Annotated in this window: 16 protein-coding genes; 9 read left to right on the top strand and 7 right to left on the bottom strand. The window is 52.1% G+C overall.

From position 1 onward, the window contains the following. Positions 1–4: 4 nt before the first annotated feature. Both lptG and lptF read right to left on the bottom strand, forming a co-directional pair. Positions 5–1,069, bottom strand: coding sequence for an LPS export ABC transporter permease LptG (gene lptG / locus HUF18_RS08050; RefSeq protein ID WP_225691788.1), 1,065 nt, complete (start codon positions 1,067–1,069; stop codon positions 5–7). After that, a complete protein-coding gene (gene lptF, locus HUF18_RS08045) occupies positions 1,069–2,139 on the bottom strand; it encodes an LPS export ABC transporter permease LptF (RefSeq protein WP_225691787.1) in 1,071 nt (356 codons plus the stop codon). The genes lptG and lptF overlap by 1 nt, the downstream gene beginning before the upstream one ends. 120 nt (positions 2,140–2,259) lie before the next feature. On the opposite strand from lptF, the gene HUF18_RS08040 reads away from it, so the two are divergent. The 4 genes from HUF18_RS08040 (at position 2,260) to HUF18_RS08025 (ending at position 8,145) form a co-directional block, all read left to right on the top strand. Beyond that, positions 2,260–3,726 carry a leucyl aminopeptidase gene (locus tag HUF18_RS08040; protein WP_225691786.1) on the top strand — a complete coding sequence of 489 codons (1,467 nt, stop codon included), beginning with the start codon at positions 2,260–2,262 and terminating at the stop codon, positions 3,724–3,726. A 1,051-nt stretch (positions 3,727–4,777) separates the two neighbouring features. Further along, positions 4,778–6,247 (top strand): AAA family ATPase, encoded by a 1,470-nt coding sequence (locus HUF18_RS08035; protein WP_225691785.1) that lies wholly within the window; start codon positions 4,778–4,780, stop codon positions 6,245–6,247. 99 nt (positions 6,248–6,346) lie between these two features. Further along, positions 6,347–7,420 carry a hypothetical protein gene (locus HUF18_RS08030; RefSeq protein ID WP_225691784.1) on the top strand — a complete coding sequence of 358 codons (1,074 nt, stop codon included), beginning with the start codon at positions 6,347–6,349 and terminating at the stop codon, positions 7,418–7,420. Between the two features lie 416 nt (positions 7,421–7,836). Next, positions 7,837–8,145: an immunity protein TriTu family protein gene (locus HUF18_RS08025; RefSeq protein ID WP_225691783.1), complete on the top strand. Its 309-nt coding sequence runs from the start codon at positions 7,837–7,839 to the stop codon at positions 8,143–8,145. A gap of 210 nt (positions 8,146–8,355) precedes the next feature. Here the strand turns inward: HUF18_RS08025 and HUF18_RS08020 are convergent, their stop codons facing one another. The 4 genes from HUF18_RS08020 to HUF18_RS08005 form a co-directional block, all read right to left on the bottom strand. Further along, a complete protein-coding gene (locus HUF18_RS08020) occupies positions 8,356–8,559 on the bottom strand; it encodes a hypothetical protein (protein WP_225691782.1) in 204 nt (67 codons plus the stop codon). After that, positions 8,552–8,800 carry a sulfurtransferase TusA gene (tusA, locus tag HUF18_RS08015; RefSeq protein WP_225691781.1) on the bottom strand — a complete coding sequence of 83 codons (249 nt, stop codon included), beginning with the start codon at positions 8,798–8,800 and terminating at the stop codon, positions 8,552–8,554. The genes HUF18_RS08020 and tusA overlap by 8 nt, the downstream gene beginning before the upstream one ends. 2 nt (positions 8,801–8,802) lie before the next feature. Next, positions 8,803–10,089 carry an MFS transporter gene (locus HUF18_RS08010; protein ID WP_225691780.1) on the bottom strand — a complete coding sequence of 429 codons (1,287 nt, stop codon included), beginning with the start codon at positions 10,087–10,089 and terminating at the stop codon, positions 8,803–8,805. Positions 10,090–10,292: 203 nt separating this feature from the next. Then, positions 10,293–11,603 carry an acetyl-CoA C-acetyltransferase gene (locus HUF18_RS08005; protein WP_225691779.1) on the bottom strand — a complete coding sequence of 437 codons (1,311 nt, stop codon included), beginning with the start codon at positions 11,601–11,603 and terminating at the stop codon, positions 10,293–10,295. Positions 11,604–11,844: 241 nt separating this feature from the next. Between HUF18_RS08005 and HUF18_RS08000 the strand changes: the two genes are divergently transcribed. Both HUF18_RS08000 and HUF18_RS07995 read left to right on the top strand, forming a co-directional pair. Then, entirely contained in the window at positions 11,845–13,260 is a 1,416-nt protein-coding gene (locus tag HUF18_RS08000; protein WP_225691778.1) for a 3-oxoacyl-ACP reductase, read from the top strand. A 184-nt stretch (positions 13,261–13,444) separates the two neighbouring features. Then, positions 13,445–15,673 (top strand): putative bifunctional diguanylate cyclase/phosphodiesterase, encoded by a 2,229-nt coding sequence (locus HUF18_RS07995; RefSeq protein ID WP_225691777.1) that lies wholly within the window; start codon positions 13,445–13,447, stop codon positions 15,671–15,673. Positions 15,674–15,675: 2 nt separating this feature from the next. Here the strand turns inward: HUF18_RS07995 and HUF18_RS07990 are convergent, their stop codons facing one another. Further along, entirely contained in the window at positions 15,676–15,873 is a 198-nt protein-coding gene (locus tag HUF18_RS07990; RefSeq protein ID WP_145469509.1) for a tRNA (uracil-5-)-methyltransferase, read from the bottom strand. Positions 15,874–15,958: 85 nt separating this feature from the next. On the opposite strand from HUF18_RS07990, the gene hrpB reads away from it, so the two are divergent. From hrpB to HUF18_RS07975, 3 genes are all read left to right on the top strand, one after another. After that, positions 15,959–18,517 (top strand): ATP-dependent helicase HrpB, encoded by a 2,559-nt coding sequence (gene hrpB, locus HUF18_RS07985; protein ID WP_225691776.1) that lies wholly within the window; start codon positions 15,959–15,961, stop codon positions 18,515–18,517. Positions 18,518–18,671: 154 nt separating this feature from the next. Beyond that, positions 18,672–19,226: a hypothetical protein gene (locus tag HUF18_RS07980; RefSeq protein ID WP_225691775.1), complete on the top strand. Its 555-nt coding sequence runs from the start codon at positions 18,672–18,674 to the stop codon at positions 19,224–19,226. Between the two features lie 8 nt (positions 19,227–19,234). Further along, a partial coding sequence (locus HUF18_RS07975; RefSeq protein WP_225691774.1) for a tandem-95 repeat protein occupies positions 19,235–20,791 on the top strand: 1,557 nt, incomplete at its 3' end.

Genomic DNA, 20,791 nt, shown 5'->3' with positions numbered 1-20,791 from the left:
GCGCTTACCCCGCCTTACGCATCAGCAACACACCCAGCAAAAAACAGCCGGCAATCGGAATAATGCTCGCCCAGATGGGCGCAAAACCGAACACAATGCTGGCCGGTGCCAATAATTCCTCCGCGTATTTATACACCAGCCCGACCAGAATACCGGAGAAAATCCGGTAACCCGGTGTCACTGCGCGCAACGGCCCGAAAATAAAAGAAATACCCAGAATCACCAGCGCAAAGGTACCTAAAGGCTGCGTGACCTTACGCCAGAAGGATAATAAATAGTTGTCGGCATTCAGTCCCTGCTTAGCCAGATAACGGGTATAGCTGAACAGGTTGGAAATCGACATATCACGCGGCTGTATCATCACCACACTGAGGCTTTCCGGGGTTAACTCGGTATCCCATGAAGCGGTAGGAAAGCGCCGCACTTCGGTACGGTCCCCCAGCAACAATACATCCTGAACGTCTTCCATCTGCCAGTGCGAGCGCTGATAAATCGCCCGCTGCGCTGTGCGTACCCGCTGCAACTCGCGGTCGACATCAAATTCATACAGGGTGACACCGTGCAGTACGCCACCGGGCTCAACCGCGGTAAAACGCATAAAATCGTAGCCTTCACGGTGCCAGTAACCCTTGCCCTTATTCGACAGCACATCGCCTTTGCCCTGGGCTACGGCTTTTTGTGACTGGGCAATACGCTCCAGCGTCGGAATAGCAAACTCAGCCAGCAGCAGGCTGAAAACCATCAGTACCGCCATTGGCTTGAGTACCGAAATACTGATGCGCGCTACGGAAATACCAGCAGCACGCATTACCGTTAATTCGCTGTTGGCGGCCATGCTGCCAAGACCAGCCAGACAACCGATCAGACAGGCCATCGGCATATATTCATAAGCACGACGTGGCAGACGCAGGCCCATAAATTCCAGCGCCTGAGCAAACTGATAATCGCCTTTCAGCTGATCGAGTTCATCTACTAAGGTAAAAATCGCATCCAGGCCAACAATCACAATAATGACCACCAGCGTGGCCATAAACACATTACGTGCGACGTAGGAATCCAGCTGATTCATTACAGGCCCTTAATCTTGCGCCGGCGAATCCACTCCGGCAGTAACAACAAACCCGCCGCAATCAGCAGATAAACAATATGCAGACTCCACAGGCCGATGGCCGGATTGAGCGTACGTTTTTCAATCATGCCGGTCATGGCAATCAGCAGCGAGATATACACCATAAACAACACAATGGCGGGAAACAGCCGGGCAAAACGCCCCTGACGCGGATTCACTTTCGATAACGGAAAAGCAATCAGGGTGACAATGGGCACCATTAAAATTAATGAAATACGCCACTGCAGCTGTGCCTGATGCTTAGGTTCAGCCGAACCGATCAGTTCCAGCGTTGGTACCGCTTCTTTACGCAGCTTGCGCCGCTCTTCCGGCTCGTCAGCGATTTTTACGCCGTATAAATCAAAATCCAGCACCTGCAACTGAGCACTGCCCGGAGTCAGGTCGTAACGGCGGCCTTTATGCAATTCCAGAAAGCGTGAGCCGGTTTCATCGCTCACATACTGAGTACCGCGTTCAGCCAGAAGCAGCGTGTTGCCATCGGCAATAAACACCTGATGCATCTGGGTTTTATCGCCCGACAGCGATTCGGTATAGGTCACACGGGAGCCTGTAGCGGTACTCTGGAAACGCCCCGGCGCCAGTAATTCAAACTCGGTTAATTTCGATTGTTTTTCATACAGGTTTTCCATTTTCTGCGCCCCCCAGGGGCTCAGCACCAGGGTAAAACTGGCCACCAGCAGGGTCAGTAGCAATGCCGGAATCATGGTGTAACCGAGTAATTTTTTATCCGAAAAACCGGTGGCGGTAAGCACCGTCATCTCGCTTTCGGCGTACAGACGGCCATAGGTCAGCAGGATGGAAATAAACAGCGCCAAAGGCAGAATCATTTCCAGAAAAGACGGTAAGCGCAAAAGCAGGGTAAAAAACACAATATCCAGCGACACCTCACCGGCGGCGGCCGCTGCCAGCTGCTGAATCAGACGACCACTCATCAGGATCATCAGCAGCACAGTGGTCACTGCCACCAGTGAGCCGGCCAGTTCCCGGGCCAGATAACGGAAAAGAATCAAAATACTTACCTTATTGCTAACAAACGGCTGTGTTCCGCCCTTGATTTTCGTACACTTGAACGCATCTTTGAGTCAAACGGGCAGGCAACACCGCCCTTTCTTTTCCCGTCAGGAGCCATCATGCAATATCAGATTTCCACGAATTCTGCCGCCGATGTTCAAGCCAGCTGTATTGTGGTCACTCTCGACCAGTCAGGCAAGCTGTCTGACGCCGCCGCTGCCATCAATAATGCCAGTAACGGTTTTATTCAGGCCCGCATCGATGACAAAGACATCAGCGGTAAACTGGCCCAGACCCTGTTACTGCCGGCCGTTGCCGGGGTAAAGGCCAGCCGCGTATTACTGGTTGGCACCGGTAAAGACGCCCTGACCCGCAGCAGTGCGGTTAAAGTGCTGAACGCCATCGCCAGCGCATGCAGTGGTTTTTCCGGCAGCATTGCCCTGGCCCTGAATGAACTGGCCAATGATAACCTGAGCGAAGAATGGCTGGCAGAACAAAGCGCCATGGCCTTCGGCAACGCGCTGTACCGTTTTACCGAAACCAAAAGCAAGCAGGATGACGACGTTCGCCAGCCCGACAGCATTATCTGGCTGGGCAGCGATGTCAGCGCCGCGCTGAATAAAGGCGAAGCCGTCGCTCAGGGCGTGGCTTACGCCAAAACCCTCGGCAATATGCCACCGAATATCTGTACCCCTAGTTATCTGGCCGAACAGGCACAGGAGCTGGCGGCCAGTGGTGCTCTGGAAGTGACCATTCTGGATGAAGACCAGCTTGAAGAAATGGGCGCCGGTGCCTTTGTTTCCGTTGCCAAAGGTTCGTCTGAGCCGGGCAAAATGATCATCATGAAATACAACGGTGCCGCCGATAAAAACGCCGCACCGCATATGATTCTGGGTAAAGGCATCACCTTTGATACCGGCGGCATTAGCCTCAAGCCGGGTCTGGGCATGGACGAAATGAAATATGATATGTGTGGCGCCGCTTCCGTGCTCGGCACCATGCAGGCCTTGCTGGCATTAAAACCCGCCATCAATGTCATCGGCATGATCACCAGCGCCGAAAATATGCCCGCCGGTCATGCCAGCAAGCCCGGTGACGTCGTTGCCAGCTTGTCTGGCAAAACCATCGAAATTCTCAACACCGACGCCGAAGGCCGACTGGTGCTGTGCGATGCCCTGACCTACGGTATCGACAACTTTAAACCGGCCTCCATCGTTGATATCGCCACCCTGACCGGTGCCTGTATGGCCGCTCTGGGTCGCGTTAATTCCGGTTTATTCACCACCGACGAAGCACTGGCCGGCGAACTGCAGAATGCCGCCAGCCACAGCGGTGACAAAGTATGGCGTCTGCCACTGGAAGACGATTATCAGGAACTGCTGGATTCCAACTTTGCCGACATCGCCAATATCGGCGGCCCGCTGGCCGGTGCCACTACCGCCGCCTGCTTCCTGTCGCGCTTTACCGAAGGCACCCCATGGGCGCACCTCGATATTGCCGGTACGGCATGGAATACCGGTGGTAAAACCAAGGGCGCTACAGGACGCCCGGTGCCTTTATTGGTGAATTATTTGCTGGCGAAGTAAGCCGTAGCAGAGCATAAAACCAGAAATAGCGAGCCTCAGATGAGGCTCGTTTTATTTATGCCGTTTACTGAGCAACCAGACAGCACTGATTGCACTTGAGCAGCCTTTGCGGGGCTGCCTGACCGCCATGGATGGCGGAAATGCCGATTGTGCAGGAGCACACAATCGGCCCTGCGCCCCAACCATGACGCGAAGCCATATTTCAAAGCAGGCACTGCACTGTGGGAGCGGATCTTATCCGCGACAGGCCAGCCATACGCTTTTCTCGTTCCCACGCTCCGCGTGGGAATGCAACTGTCGCTTCAAGGGCCAGCGGATTGGTCAAACAGCGTCCTGCAGGCGCACAAGCTTTCTCGTTCCCACGCTCCGCGTGGGAATGCAACTGTCCCAGAAACGGCCAACGGATTGCTTAAACCGGCGTCCTGCAGGCGCACAAGCTAAAGCCCGAAGCCACATTTCAAAGCAGGCACTGCACTGTGGGAGCGGATCTTATCCGCGACGTGCCAGCCCTGCCCTCACGCTGATAGGTAGGGTGGGCACTGCCCACCAAAGCCATTGTCGCCTCTTGCCACTTGCAACCAGTTTTATCAATTATTGAACCCAACCCCGAATTTCAGTACTCTCGAACAAAAGCAGGGATGCCGCTATATAGTACGAACACACCGTCCGGACACACGCCCTCCCCGCTTACAATCCCGAATGATAAAGCCACGCGATTCCTGCCCTGCGTATACAAGGACGAGCGGCAGCGTGTCTGGAATAAAAAGAACAGATAAACGACGGTTACTGTCGGAAAGTGATAGCTGCAAAGTCTAAAGAGCAGTTCAGGATAAAAGTGCGCATGCGCGTTTATATCCTGACAAGAAATAAAATAACGATGATTTTTACAGCCCGGACAATAGGTTAGGCTGAAAATCTGAATAAGGGCTTAGGTGTGTTAGTGAGCATGCCAACTAAGAAACTGTTAGTTGCTTCAAGCAATCTACCCAAGTCGTGCAATGTATGGTAAATGAAAATATTTTGACTCGATATACAGAATTGATTCAGCCCAATGAAAAGTATTAACTTATTATCTCTTGCCCAAGCATACGACTCTTTAGATCCCAATGAGTATCGATCTTTTAAAGAGCACTATGAAATAGATATCAATGATAATGAACTGATTGACTTAAAAACATTGGTCAGCGAAATGTTCGCACTACTATCATTTGTCAATATATTCAATGATTTTTATGTGGGCTACAAAATACAACATATTAGCAAAGAATTTGATTTGCTCCGCTTTGGAGAGAACTACATAATTAATGTTGAAATTAAGAATGAAAGCACTGAAAAAAAGATTTATAAACAGCTAACTAAAAATAGATATTATCTTCACCATATTAATAGAGTTATTCATAATTATTGTTTTGTCGCTAAAAGTAAAACGCTGTACCAGTTAAATAATTTAGGGGGATTAGAGATTGTTTCACTGGAATCTCTAATTCAACTATTAACTAGCCAAAACTTAATTAAGCTCGATAGCCCAGATACTCTTTTCAACCCTTCTGACTATTTAGTATCTCCTTTCAATTCCACGGCTAAATTTCTTAACGGTCAGTACTTTTTGACTGGGCAGCAAGAAACTATTAAGAAGCAAATTACTAGCAATATTGCGAATTCATCATATTCTGTTACTTCACTGACTGGAAGTGCAGGTACAGGAAAGACGCTACTAACATATGATATTGTAAAGTCTTTTATGGGAGGTATGAGGACAATAGTTGTGCATTGTGGGCAGTTGAACGAAGGGCACCTTCAATTGATTAGCTCGGGCTGGAACATCGTTTCAATACGAAACTTTAGAAACTATGATTTAACTAACGTTGACCTGGTTGTGGTAGATGAAACACAAAGAATATACTCAAATCAATTTGACCAGCTAGTGGCAGATGCCTCGACAAAAAATACGCACTGTATCTTTTCATATGATAGACAGCAGACCTTATCAAGGTCTGAGTCATGCATGGATATTGAAGGCAAGATAAATGCAATTGCTGGCGCATTTAGGTACAGCTTGTCGGATAAAATAAGAACCAATAAAGAAATTGCTAACTTTATAAAGGTGCTATTCGATAATAAGAGAAATAACATTATTGTTTCCAATTGTGGAAATATTGATTTTGACTATTTTACAGATTCATCTAATGTTAAAAATTATATCTCCTTGATAAGCAATGAAGGCTGGGAGGTGCTTAGATTAACACCGTCTCAATATAATAATGAACATCACGAGTCATACTCTCAGGTTTCTAGTAAAAATTCACATCGAGTTATTGGTCAAGAATTCGACAATGTTGCTGTTGTTATTGATGAGTATTTTTCTTACGGCGCAGACGGATTGTTAATATATACTTCAAGAACTTACTATGACTCAGTAAAAATGTTATTCCAAAATATAACCAGAACTAGAAAGAAGCTAAAACTAATAATAATAGGAAATAGGCAAATACTAAATCGGTGCTTGTCAGTTATGAGCTAAACCTCAAGCATGGCAACTAACAAGGCACTGCTGACGGACAAACTTTCCGCTGCGCTCCAAGTTTGCCGCAGAGCGCGGCGTTAGAAGCCCGAGGAGTATATGGGAAGTCTTGGAATAATAGATGAAGATAGACTCATGTTACTACCTGATAAGTATCGGGTCGCACATGAATTTTGTTTTTATCTTCATGATAAATTGGCCCAAATGCTTGTAGAGTACGATCTCAATCGTGTTCAAGATACTGTCGCAGATGCATTTGAGAAAGTCATAGTTGAAACTGGACAAGAAGATAAGTTCGAAGATGTAGATCTACTTGAATACATGAAGGAAAACGAGCTAATCGAACCGTACAGGCATCACTTAGTGAGTCATACTATTATGGCTTTAACTTCAGATATGCTGAACTTTATTTACGAGGCCTTAACTTGCCTGGAAAAGAGAAAGTTTTCCGTTGCTTTTTCTTTGCTAAGAAAACCATTGAAAGAGCATTTATTCTTCTTATCTTGGATTTTGGCTGATGAAGATGACTTTATTTCTAGATTTGAATCAAACAACCATATTAGCTTTAACGGAGTAACAAAAGAAAAACGCATTCAAATCATTGGCGAGGCCATTAAAAAATTACATGTAGACGAAGCTTTTGATGCCGAAACCATCTGGAACATTGTTTATTCAAAGAAGCATGAAAATGGTTTTGAGCCAACTTGGCAAAAAGCTACGCATTTAACAACATCTCAGGGCGAGCTTCTTAAAACAGAAAATTACTCTCTAAACTTCATATTCGAAGATGCCTTTGATGATTACTATTACGAGTTTCTAGAGTCAAATTTACCGTATATTTTCCTGTATATCACGCAAGTTACACTAGAATCGTTTAACCGTATCCGATCGACAAACGAAAAAACTATATCTCATCTAATTCTTACAATGATGGGATGTTATGAAGCACTATTTTTGGATGGCAGAAGCTTAACTATTAGCAGAATGCTGCAAAAGCAGCTAGGTGACTTTCTCAGTTGCATTCATTGCGAATCCAAACTAAAGATTAAAAAGGCGAATGCCGCTGAGCTGTATATACATGAGGCTTTTATTTGCGAAAGCTGTGGATTGCGATCTGAGATTCCATTGTATTGGCTGCTGGCTAAGGCAAAAATGACATTAACGAAGTCTTAGCGAGTAAGGATTCTAACAAGCAAAGGCAGCGGATTCTACGCACCGTTGCTTTGGGCGTTGAGTCAAGGTGGTGAATTTGGATTGGCCTACCAACGAAGACTGTTATCAAGCAATGAAAGCATTTGCGATGTATTACATGGAAGGTGAGCAGTTGGATAATTGGCTAAGTGTTATAGAAGATGGTCTTAATACTGGACGCTTTCCTCCAGGTAAGGGTTTCTTACATGAGATTGATCAAGTAATTAAATCATCATCAAAGCCGAGTATGTCCAATAAAGAAGATCTGTATCAGTTGATTTGTACCGTATGCATATAGAAACTCATAACAAGCACATCAAAAATCGCCCACAAAAGGTGTGGACTGGACTCGCTGGACTCGCTGACGCTCGCCTTTTATGTGGGCGTTATGTTTTACTATGAATGAGCTACTTGCATACCTCGAAAAATGGAAGAATTCCAAATCTAAAATATTTGGGGCTGAAGGCTATGCCGTTTCTATCACAGAAGAACTAGGTGATTCCATTAAAGTTCGTTTTATCGAAATAGATGGAAATGGATTACTTGCTAGAGCAACGCTGTGGGAGAGTGGCAATCTAGTGATCGAGGCTTTGGACGTCGAAACAGAAGCGCAAGTGCTCCAAAAAACTTTTGAGACTCCCGAGCTTTGGCAGCTCGATGATAAATTAAACTGGTGGCTCAGCGAGATAGCAACCTATGAGCCCTAAAGACATAACAAGCAAAGGCAGCATCGCCCTGATCTTCCCCCGCTTTAACGGACACTAAAGTCAAACTGACGAGGTGTCCGATGCCCAAATATACTCAGCCAGGAAAGACCTGGCAGTATTCAAATGAATTTAACGTGAAAGCAGTTCAGCTAAGTCTGACTGAAGGGATTCTGGTTCAGGAAATTGCCACTTCTCACTATTTTTAGCAATTCAGTCTGCGCTTTCCTGACTCTGAGATTTGGCCTTGGCATCCGCAGTAGCCAGCATCTCTTCCATTTCTGTTTTCTGTTTTAACGCACAGGCATGGAGTTTTTGCTGGCGCATACGGCAGATTGCTTCCAGCGGGTTTTCTTCAGGTTCGCTCTGCGATGCCCTTTTCCTGTCAAATGACTCGCTGATATCAGACTCACTCATCGTCACTCGCCTTTTTAATCAGAAAACGGAATACGCCATCAACCTCTTCCTGCAGCAATAACTCATGTTCCAGGAAATTGCAGAATTTTAAAAAATCGCGCCGGGTCGAAGGGTCGGTGGCGAAAATTTCCACCACCTGACCAATCTGCATATCGCGGATCTGGTTGTGCAGCATCATCACCGGCTCCGGGCAGAACAGCCCTTTGGTGTCGAGATGAAAATCAATGGCTGTGTCGTTCATAACTATCTCTTACCTGTTCGTTTTGCCTGGTCGTTTTGCCTGGTCGTTTTATCTGCAGCGCCTGCGCCCGCTCCGACCAGCGCCTTGCGTGACGGCAGTAAACCGCGCTGTACCAGCGCCCAGACTGCACTCATCGCCGCCACACACAAAATGGCTGACAGCACAAAGTGGCCATCATACCCCAGAGTTTTGGCGCTGAAACCGGAAAGTGCACCGGCCAGCATACCGGCAATAATCACCAGACAGCTTTGCAGGGCATAATCGGCGGCGGCACAGTGCTCGCGGCAGCGGTCCATCATCACGGTAAATAACGCTGCCGTCGCCATACCACCGGCAATATGTTCAACGATCACCGCCAGATAAATATGCAGCCAGTCCGGCGCCTGCCCTGCCGCCGGCTGCAGGCCGAGATACGACAGCAGCGCCAGCGCTTCGAGTAATAAAAATCCGAGTAATGCGCTTTGCCGTCCGAGTTTACCGACCAGCCAGCCACCGCCCAGCGCACCAAGCAGACCGGCCAGAAAACCCACGGTTCCCAGAATCAGACCCATCTGCTCCAGTGTGACTCCGGCATCGCTCAGCATCGGCCGGATCATCGGTGTGCCAAAGGCATCACCGAATTTATACACCAGCAGAAACAGCAGCCAGAACGCGGCATGTTTCAGGCGGAAAAAGCCCAGCCACAATGGCCACAACGGCTGGCGGTCAACCACGTGCGGCTGCGGCTTAAACCACCACAACGGCAGCGAGCCAAGCAGCATCAGCAACGCCAGCAGCAACAGCGAATTCTGCCAGCCCAGCAGCGGATACAGCGACACCAGCGCGCCACCGGCCAGAATCATCCCGACCCGGTAACCGGCGACTTGAATTCCATTACCGATACCGCGCTGCTCCGGCGGCAGGTTTTCTACGGCCATCGCATCGGTGGCGATATCCTGCGTCGCCATCAGGGTGTTCAGCATTAACAGCAGACCGACAAACACCGCCATCGCCTGCCCGGTCCATAAATCCAGAGGCTGACTGGCAATCACCACCAATACCGCCACCGCGCTGTAATTCATGGTCAGAATCCAGCTGCGGCGGAATTCCTGTTTTCGCAGCGAAATACGGTCGAGCCAGGGCGCCCAGATAAACTTCAGCGCCCAGGGCAAGGCCAGTAAAGACAACAGACCAATAATGGTCAGGTCCATGCCCTGCTTACGCATCAGCGCCGGCATCGCCTGCCCGAAAAAGCCGTGGGGCAAACCCTGCACAATATAAAGCCCGCTTAAGGCCAGCCATTTATTCATTCTGTTTCCGCTGCTGTTTTATGTTTATTGATGCCCGTTGCGCGCCCGACTTTACACATTGAGCTGCGGCTGCGCCAGCCACACAACTCTGTTTTTCGGCCCATAAAAAAACCCCGCAAAAGCGGGGTTAAATTTATAAGTATTATGAGGTGAGAGTGTAGTTATTGTCTCGTTGGTGCGTTGTTGTTTCGGTCTGGAACGGCTCAGCGTTCCAGAATAGCCACAACGCCCTGACCGCCAGCGGCACAGATCGAAATCAGACCACGGCCTGAACCCTTCTCTTCCAGCATTTTCGCCAGCGAGGCGACAATACGGCCGCCGGTGGCTGCAAACGGATGGCCGGTCGCAATGGAGGAACCGTTCACGTTCAGTTTGCTGCGGTCGATGCTGCCCAGCGGCTTGTCCAGACCGAGTTTTTCTTTGCAGAATTTCTCGTCTTCCCAGGCCTTCAGGGTGGAAGCGACAACGCCGGCAAAGGCTTCGTGGATTTCGTAGAAATCAAAGTCCTGCAGGGTCAGACCAGCGCGTTCCAGCATACGTGGTACGGCATAAGCCGGTGCCAGCAGCAGACCTTCTTTATCTTTATTACCGTCTTTACCGAAGAAATCGACAGACGCGGTTTCATGGAAGCTCAGGTAAGCCTTAACCGGCAGGTTGTGTGCTTTCGCCCACTCTTCAGACGCCAGCAGAACCACAGAAGCACCATCGGTCAGCGCCGAGGAGTTACCCGCGGTCAGCGAACCTTTACCGGATTTCTTATCGAAAGCCGGTTTCAGGCTGGCCAGCTTTTCCAGATTCGGCGTGCGCGCCAGGTTATCTTTTTCCAGACCCAGGTAAGGGCTGACCAGATCATCGAAGAAACCACGGTCGTAAGCAGCCAGCAGATTGGTGTGGCTGTTAAAGGCAATTTCGTCCTGCTCTTCACGCGAGATGCCCCATTCTTTTACCGTCAGCTCGGTGTGCTCACCCATGGACAGATTGGTGCGCGGCTCGCCGTTGCGCGGTACCAGCGGCGCCAGATGCTTAGGGCGGATTTTCGCCAGCAGCTTGAGCTTTTCACCGGTGGTCTTGGCGCGGTTTACGTCCAGCAGGATTTTACGCAGGCCTTCGTTCACACCGATCGGCGCATCGGAAGTGGTATCGGAGCCACCGGCAATCGCGCTGTCGATCTGGCCCAGGGCAATTTTATTCGCCGCCATAATGATGGCCTGCAGACCGGTACCACAGGCCTGCTGAATATCAACACCCGGAGTACGTGGGTCGAGGGCGGTACTGAGCAGGGTTTCACGCGCGAGGTTAAAGTCACGGCTGTGCTTGATTACCGCACCGGCAATGAATTCGCCAATCTGCTCGCCCTGCAGGTTGTAACGGTTAACCAGACCATTCAGCGCTGCGGTCAGCATGTCCTGGTTAGAGGCATAGGAATACGCGGTGTTGGAACGCGCAAAAGGAACACGGTTACCGCCAATGATGGCTACGCGGCGGATGGTCTGTTTAGCACTGCTCTTGGTCATGCCGGAAATCCTGTATTGGTTCTGATTATTGGGTAAACATAGATATCACAACGGCAGGCTCAGCGTACTCTGCCATAAACGCTGCTCAGTTTAGCGCCCGCACAATGGCTGGCATTGGCTGAAGTGACAGTTTTCCCCTCTTATCTGGTCAATTTCACTCCTGATAATTGCTGCTGTAATCTGCTACCGTCCGGCGCTGTGCCATTTTCTTTGTTATCTGTGTGTTAATCAGGACCCGACCATGAGCAATTTTATTGAATCTGTACTCGACAGCAGTATGGGCCGCAGTCTGATGAAATCAGTTCTGCCCAAATCGATTGAACTGAAACGCTACAACCCGAATCAGGCGACTTACTTTGAAGGCCGTGTGCTGATCGGCGCCTGCGAAAACGCCGCGCTGCTGAGTGACATCATGCGCAACCTGAAAGATGCCAAGGCCAGCGTATTCTTCCCGGCAGCAGCAAAAACCGCTGCCGCCATCGTTGCCGCCGCCAGCGAGCACGGTATCAAAGCTGTCGGCATCGAATGCAGTGCCGATATGACTGACAAGTTCGATGCCTTTGTATTCGACGCTTCCGGCTTTGCCGACACCGCCGACCTGAACCAGCTGTATTACTTCTTTAACCCGGTGATGCGTAAGCTGAACAGCAATGGTCGTGTGATCGTACTGGGTCGTCCACATATGAAAGCCGCCACCGGCGAGCAGGCTGCCGCCATGCGCGCACTGGAAGGTTTCTCCCGTTCTGTAGCGAAAGAAATCGGCAAGAAAAGCGCCACCGCTCAGGCAATCTACGTTGAAACCGGTGCTGAGAAAAACCTTGATGCGGCCTTCCGCTTCGTAATCTCCGCCAAGTCCGCTTATGTCGATGGCCAGGTGCTGACCGTGCGTAAAGCGCAGGACGTTGCCTACCCGGACTGGCACAAGCCGCTGGCCGGTAAAATCGCGCTGGTGACCGGTGCTTCCCGTGGTATTGGTGAATCCATCGCCCGTACTCTGGCGCGCGACGGCGCGACCGTTCTGGGTCTGGATATTCCGCCAGCGGAAGGCGATCTGCGCCGCGTGATGGCTGAAATCGGTGGCGAAACCCTGCTCGGTGATATTTCCTCCGCCGAGGCACCACAACAGATTTCCGACAAACTGAAAGAAATGGGCGGTGGTGACATCATCGTGCATAACGCCGGTATCACCCGCGATAAGACCCTGGCCAATATGCCGGAACACTGGTGGAACATGACCATCGACATCAACCTGTCGGCGGAAGAGCGCATCAACCACGTGCTGTTTGAACAGGGTACGCTGAACAACGGCGGCCGCATTATCTGCGTATCGTCCATGAACGGTATCGCCGGCCAGACCGGGCAGACCAACTACGCGGCCTCCAAAGCCGGTGTGATCGGTTATGTGCAGTACATGGCTGACGAACTGATGGCCAAAGACATCACCATCAATGCCGTGGCACCGGGCTTTATCGAAACCGCGATGACCGATGCCATCCCGCTGATGACCCGTGAAATCGGCCGTCGCCTGAACTCCCTGTCACAAGGTGGCAAGCCGGTTGATGTGGCGGAAACCATCGCGTTTTTTGCCAATCCGGCGGCTTCCGGTGTCAGCGGTAACATCGTCCGTGTCTGTGGCCAGTCTCTGGTCGGTGCGTAATATCTGACGCTGATAAAAAGCACCGCCTCCGGATTCCGGAAGTGGTGCTTTTTCCTGATCCAGCGCAACCACAGAATAAATACCCTCTCATTCCCGCTTTGCACAGGCCTCATTCCTGCGACAGCGGTTTCAAATCCTGCAGATACCGCTACACTTGGGTTCAGTCTTCATCTGAATGCAGTGTATGCCCCAAAATTCTATCCAGCATGGTCTGAGTGACGTTTCTCGTCTCGGTATTGGCCGCTATAACCATTTTCTGGAAATGCTGCTCAGTGGCCGTCCGCTGGAAATGCTGCTGAATGAACTGGTACTGCTGATTCAGGAAAAACAACCCGACTGTATTGCCTCCATCATGCTGCTCAGCGATGACGGCAAACGCCTGCTTCCCGGCGCAGCTCCAAACCTTCCTGATTTTTACGTCGCAGCAATGAATGATCTCAGCATTGGTGAGGGGGTCGGTTCCTGTGGCACCGCTGCAGCCACCTCACGCCTGGTCATTGTTGAGGATATTCAGCGTCATCCTTACTGGCAGGATTACCGCGAGTTGGCTGCTCAGGCCAATCTGCGGGCCTGTTGGTCGCAGCCGATTGTGGGCAGTAAGGGTACGGTGCTCGGCGTATTTGGCCTTTACTATCGTGAGGTGCGCCATCCGACCGGCCTCGACCTGCTGCTGATTCACGAAGCCGCTCGCCTGGCTCAGGCCAGTATCGAATTCCGCCGCGCCCAGAACCACCGCCAGCTGACTGAAACCATTACCCAGCATCTGCCGCTGGGGCTGATTATTACCGACAGCGAATTTAATATTGTCGAAGTTAATCCGGCTTTCAGTCAGATAACCGGTTACCCCGCCGCTGAAGTGCTCAGCCGCAAACCCGGTTTCTTCTCCGCCGACAGTAAATCCCTGCAGCAGTACCGCGACATCCTCGATAAATTGCCATCCTGGCGCAGCTGGACAACCGAACTGCTGATCAGCCGCCGTAATGGTGAACGCTTTAATGCCGAGCTGTGCTTTTCCGTCGTCCGTAATGAACAAAACGAGATCAAACGTTACGTTGCCCTGATCAGCGACATCAGCGAACGTAAACGCTCGGAAGAAACCATTCAGTATCAGGCCAGCTACGATCTGCTCACCAGCCTGCCCAACCGCAATCTGTTTTATGAACGCCTGAACTGGACTCTGGAACAGGGGCGACGTAAGCAACGCGCGTTTTCTGTGTTGCTGATGGACCTCGATTACTTTAAAGAAATCAACGATACCCTGGGTCACGATGCCGGTGATGAATTACTGGTTAAGGTCGGCACCCGCCTGCAACAGAGCATGCGTCCACAGGACACCATTGCCCGCCTCGGTGGCGACGAATTTGGTTTTATTATTACCGGTGAACACGATCAGCAGGCACTGCGGGAGTTAGCCGACAAATTACTGAGAAATGTCAGCCGCAGCCTGACCATCCGCCAGATGCGCGACTGCCGCATTTCTTCCAGTATCGGCATCAGTTGCTACCCCGGTGATGGCAGCACACTGGAACAATTACTCAAGGCTGCCGAACAGGCGGTTTATGCGGCGAAAAATGCCGGCCGTAATGGCTACGCTTTTTTTACACCGGCCATGTTCGAAGCAGCAAAAACCCAGGCTTTACTGCATCAGGAAATGCATTTTGCCGTCAGCCGTAATCAGCTGGAGCTGCATTATCAGCCAATAAAACGCCTCAGTGACAATTGCATAGTGCAGCTGGAAGCGCTGATTCGCTGGAATCATCCGGAACGGGGACTGGTACGCCCGGATCTGTTTATTCCGTTAGCAGAAAAAACCGGCATGATCCGTGAAATCGGCCAATGGGTCAGACAGGAAGCCCTGGCCATGATCAATCGCCTGCAGCAACAGGGACTTCATGTTCCGATTGCTGTTAACGTGTCCACCGCCGAATTTTATGACCATAGCCTGGCCGATAAAATTATTGCTCAGGTTGAAGAATCCGGAGTTTCACACGGTAGTCTGCTGGTTGAAATTACCGAGAGTCTGCTGATCCGCAATCAACAGGAAACCCGCACCTTTCTGCAAAAACTGCAACAGGCCGGAATACGCGTTGCACTCGATGACTTCGGTACCGGTTTCTCATCGCTGTCGTATCTGGCCGCGTTTCCCGCCGATAAACTGAAAATCGACCGCAGCTTTATTCATCAGATGACCGCCAATCCCCGTAAGCAGGCATTGGTGGATACCATTATTACCCTCGGTCACAGCCTGAATATGAGCGTGATTGCTGAAGGGGTCGAAACAGAAGAAGAAGAGGCCCTGCTGCGCAGCAAAGATTGTGACAATATTCAGGGCTACTTATTGGCAAAACCTTTGCCAGAGCCTGATCTGCTGAAATTTCTGCAGGGCTATAAAGCCGGTACCGGGCGCGACTGATCTCAGCGCTTTTTCTTTGCCCGTTTTTTCTTCAGATAATCTTTAACCGGTGTTTTTTTATCCGGCAATGCCGCCGCAAAGCGCTCACGCATGGCTTCCACTTTGGCTTCTTTTTCATCATGCATACGCGCATGACGGTGCTTTTCACCAGCCTGGCGAAAATCCACCACGGTACTTCCGGATTCTTTAGGCTCTGACATTATTGCTCCTATCGCTGATAGCAGGACGCCGCCATAGTCAGGCCATGGTAGCATAAGTCTTTTCTGACGGAACAAAGCTGCTGTTGTGACCACATCGCCTGACTCGCCATCATCGCCTTCTGCCCTGCCCATTGATCCGCTTTTGCCTGACCTGTGCATACAGCTGAGCACGCATATGAATGTGCTGCTGAGTGCCGAACCCGGTGCTGGTAAAACCACCCGCGTACCACTGGCTCTGTTGCATGAAGACTGGCTCGGCGGGCAGAAGATCATCATGCTGGAACCCCGTCGCCTGGCCGCCCGTAATGCTGCGCGCTTTATGGCGCAGCAGCTGAATGAAGCGGCTGGTGAAACCGTCGGCTACCGCATCCGGCTGGAGCAAAAGGTATCAGCCACTACCCGGATTGAGGTGGTCACCGAAGGTATTCTTACCCGCATGCTGCAGGATGACCCTGAGCTTAACGGTGTCGGCCTGATTATTTTCGATGAATTCCACGAGCGTAACCTGCATTCCGATCTGGCGCTGGCACTGGCGCATCAGTGTCAGCAGCTGTTGCGGCCGGAACTGCGGCTTCTGGTGATGTCCGCCACCCTTGATGCCGACAGCCTCGGCGATAAACTGCAGGCGCCGCTGTTGCATAGCCCCGGCCGTGGTTTTGCGGTCAGTCATTTTTACCGGCCTCTGCCAAACAGTAACGTCCGTCTGGCCGAGCACTGCGCCAGCGTTATCCGTGAAGCCCTCAATACTCATAGCAATGGCGATGTGCTGGCGTTTTTACCCGGCGTCGCCGACATCAGCCGCGTGCAGACACTGCTGCAGGAGACGCTGAGCGGAGTACTGCTTGCCCCCCTTCATGGCCAGCTGAGCGACAGTGAACAGAAAACCGCACTGACCCCCGCGCCCGCGGGCATGCGCAAAGTCATTCTGGCCACCAACATTGCCGAAAGCTCGCTGACCATCGATGGCGTGCGCATTGTGGTGGATTCCGGTCTTGAACGGCGCATGAGCTTCTCCCCGGCCAGCGGTATCAGCCAGTTGCAGACCCGGACTATTTCGCAGGCATCCAGTGTCCAGCGTGCAGGCCGCGCCGGACGTCAGGCTGAAGGCTTCTGCTACCGTTTATGGCGCGAAGAGGAACAAAGCCGGCGCGAGCCCCATATCCGCGCCGAAATTCTGGATGCCGATCTGGCGCCGCTGCTGCTGGAATTACTGCACTGGGGCGCGGATCTTAACGACCTGCTATGGCTTACGCCTCCGCCTGCCGCCAGCCTCAATCAGGCCCGGCAGGTGCTGACTCAGCTGGGTATGCTGCAGCCGGATGCGGCGCTGCGCCTGAACGAACATGGTCAGCGCTGCGCCGCCCTCGGCCTCGAGCCACGCTGGGCCCATGCCCTGCTCTGCGCACAACAGCTGGGTATGGCGGCAGAAGCCTGTGAACTGGTTGCCGTGCTGCAGGAATGGCCTCACCAGCAGCGTCACAGCGATGATGCCGAACGTCTGCTGAGTCAGGCGCGCCGCCAGCAAGGCTTATGGAATAACCGCGTACGCCCGCTGGCACAGCGCTGGCAGCGACAGCTGCAGGCAACCTCTTCGCCCAATACTCCGGATGGCAGCCCCGCCCTGGATTGCAGTTTAATCATCGCCCTCGCCTTTCCCGACCGCATCGCACAGAAACGCAGCGCTAATGCCCAGACGTTTCGTTTAAGCGCTGGCAGCGGCGCCGAACTGCAACATAACAGCGATCTGCACAACGCCAATTACCTGGCCATTGCCGATATCAGCGGCGGCCAGCCGGATCGTATCCGTCTGGCGGCAACGCTGCACAGCAACAGCATGGCGTCTTTACAGGAAATCGCCCCACAACTGTTCAGTGAGCGCACCGAGATTGGCTGGAACGACAGCGGCCAGCTGAAAGCCCTGCGCCATCAGTGTCTGGGACAGCTGATCCTGAACAGCAAGCCGCTGCCGGCGCTGTCTGCCGCCGAATGGCAACAGGCCTGGCGTGATTACTTTATGCAGCGTGGCCTGAGCGATCTGCCCTGGCAGGATGACGCCAACACCGTACGCAGCCGCATGGCACTGGCGGCTCAGTATCTGAATCCCAACGGCGCTGAAACGGAGCTATGGCCGGATGTCAGCGATCAGGGCCTGCTGCAACGGCTGGATGACTGGTTGCTGCCGTTCTGTGACAACGCCCGAAACCTGCGCGATCTGAATAAAATCGCGCTGGCCGATGCCCTGCTCAGTCTGCTCAGCTGGGAACAGCAGCAACAGCTCGCACAGCTCTTGCCCACGCACTGGCAGGTTGCCAGTGGCTCGCGCATTGAACTGCAGTACAGCAACGATCCGAACCGCCAGGACACCCAGGATCAACCGCCGGTACTGGCCGTAAAACTGCAGGAAATGTTTGGCTACGAGGGCCAGCCCGCCGTTCTTAACGGCCGCCTGCCCTTACTGATTCACCTGCTGTCACCGGCGCGCCGGCCACTGCAGGTCACCCGCGATCTGCCACACTTCTGGCGTAACACCTATGCGGAGGTGCGCAAAGACATGCGTGGCCGCTATCCGAAACATCCCTGGCCGGAAGACCCGCTCAGCGCCGAAGCCACCGCCCTGACCAAACGCGCGCTGAGCAAGCGGTAATAACAGGGGTTACGGAAGCACCGCCTGAAAACTCTTTAAACGAGAAATAATATAAAAATCAACAGTACACGGCGTAACTAATCATTACCCGGTGCAGTGGTTATTTGTGCATAACCCACTAGCCTTTTAAACACACCGATGTTCAGGCTGGGTTATGTCCGTTAAACACACGATATCCGCTAAGAAAGTAGCTGTACTGCTGGGGTTTTCTGCACTGACACTGGCTGTCATTATTGGCAGCCAGATAAGCCGGCAGTCTCTGGTAGAAGTCGCCGGTAGTCATTCCGGGCAACCTGAACAATCAGCAGCTGCTCAGACGCCCGTTATTACCACACCGGATGTTAATCAGTCCGACAACACGACTCCGGCCTCGCCGCTGCCAATCCGCCAGCCAGATCTGACTCTGACAGCCAAAGGGCCATTACATACCCATCCTCAGGATGAGGGACAGTATTCCCTGCCACCGGCGTTAGCCGCCGATATCGAACAGCGCCGGATTCCACAAAGCCAGCTACTGCTGACACCCAATCGCTCTGGCGGCTACTCCATGGATGCCAAAGGCCAGTATCACACGGTCATTGTGGCTTTTATCGATGAGAACGGTCAGCTGCGCACCGAAGAGCGCATCGTTTATCCCATCGCAGATCAGCCAGCTTCGACCCCGCAACCCCAGATGGCTCCCGCCACGACTGAACCCGCTAAGCCATGAGGTCTGTTATGCATTGTCTGAAAGTCTCTTTTCTTGCTTTGACACTGTTCGGTGCGGCTCAGTCCTATGCTGCCGGCATTCAGATTGTTAATGCCGATGGTGCCGGCGAAGGCTTTAACGATACCACTGCAGTCAGCGCGATCGGCGGTAACACAGCCACCACCTTAGGCGCGCAGCGTCTGGCGGTGTTTAACCGCGCTGCCGATATTCTTAACGCAACCTTCGACATTGCTGTCACCGTTAACGTCAACTCCTCCTTTGACCCACTCTTCTGCGATACCAACAGCGCCACACTGGGCAGCGCCGGTGCTGCCGACTATGAGTTTATTAACGATGGCAGTGAATGGACGGTGTATGCCGATGCTCTGGCAAACCAGCTGCAGGGCAGCGATGTAACCCCGGCAGCGACCGAAATTAACGCCCAGTTCAACAGCGGCATTGGTAATCCCGGCTGCTTACAAAGCTCAGGCTGGTATCTGGGATTTGATGATCCGGCCGGCAGCGGTAATTCACTGCTGTCGGTCGTTTTACATGAAATCATGCACGGTATGGGCTTTCTGTCGTTACTGAACCCTGACGGCAGCACTGGTGCGACGGTCAATGGTAATTACGTTTATGACCCTTACAGCAAACTGCTTTACGATGCGACGCAAAGTGCCCGGGTGACAACCCTGAACCAATCACAGCGGGCAGCTGCCACCATTAATAATGGCAATCTGGTCTGGGATGGTACCCAAACCAATGCTCAGCTGGGTGGCTTCAGCTCTGGAGTTAACAATAGCCGCATGCAGATGTACGCCCCCACAAGCTATACCCCGGGGTCCTCAGTCAGCCATTTTGATACTGCTGCCACCCCCAATGAAATTATGGAACCGCAGTACACTGAGTTTCTTGATGACGCCGGCCTGGCCAAATATCTACTGGCGGACATCGGCTGGACACTGGCAGCAACTGCCAACAGCGCGCCGGTGATGGGAACGATTACCGCGAAAATCCTGAATGAAGACAGCGTGCTGAATGTAACACTGAGCGCGACCGATGCTGATGGGGATAGCCTGACGTACAGCATCACCTCGGCTACCACCGAGCTTGGCGCCAGCATCAGCGGCACCACCTTAACCATCACACCGCAAGCCAATTACAACGGCTCCGGCAGTATCACCGTACAGGTATCCGATGGTGCCCTGACCGACAGCACCAGTTTTAATGTCACCGTTGATCCAGTGAACGATGCACCGGTAATAGGCACGGTTACAGCCAAAACCCTGAACGAAGATGCCACACTGGGTGTAACACTGAGTGCCACAGATATCGACAGCGGCTCATTAACCTACAGCATTACCTCCGCTACCACCGAACTGGGCGCCAGCATCAGCGGCACCACCTTAACCATTGCGCCACAAGCCAATTTCAACGGTGCCGGCAGCATTACGGTACAGGTATCCGACGGTGCCCTGAGCGACAGCACCAGTTTTAATGTCACCGTTGATGCGGTAAACGATGCACCGGTCATAGGCACTATTACAGCCAAAACCCTGAACGAAGATGCCACGCTGGATGTTGCC

Origin of the sequence: Thalassolituus sp. ST750PaO-4 (assembly GCF_020320405.1) — a bacterium.
In the GTDB taxonomy this organism is placed as follows: Bacteria; Pseudomonadota; Gammaproteobacteria; order Pseudomonadales; family Oceanobacteraceae; genus Venatoribacter; species Venatoribacter alkanivorans.
This window is presented reverse-complemented; position numbering and strand designations above follow the sequence as displayed.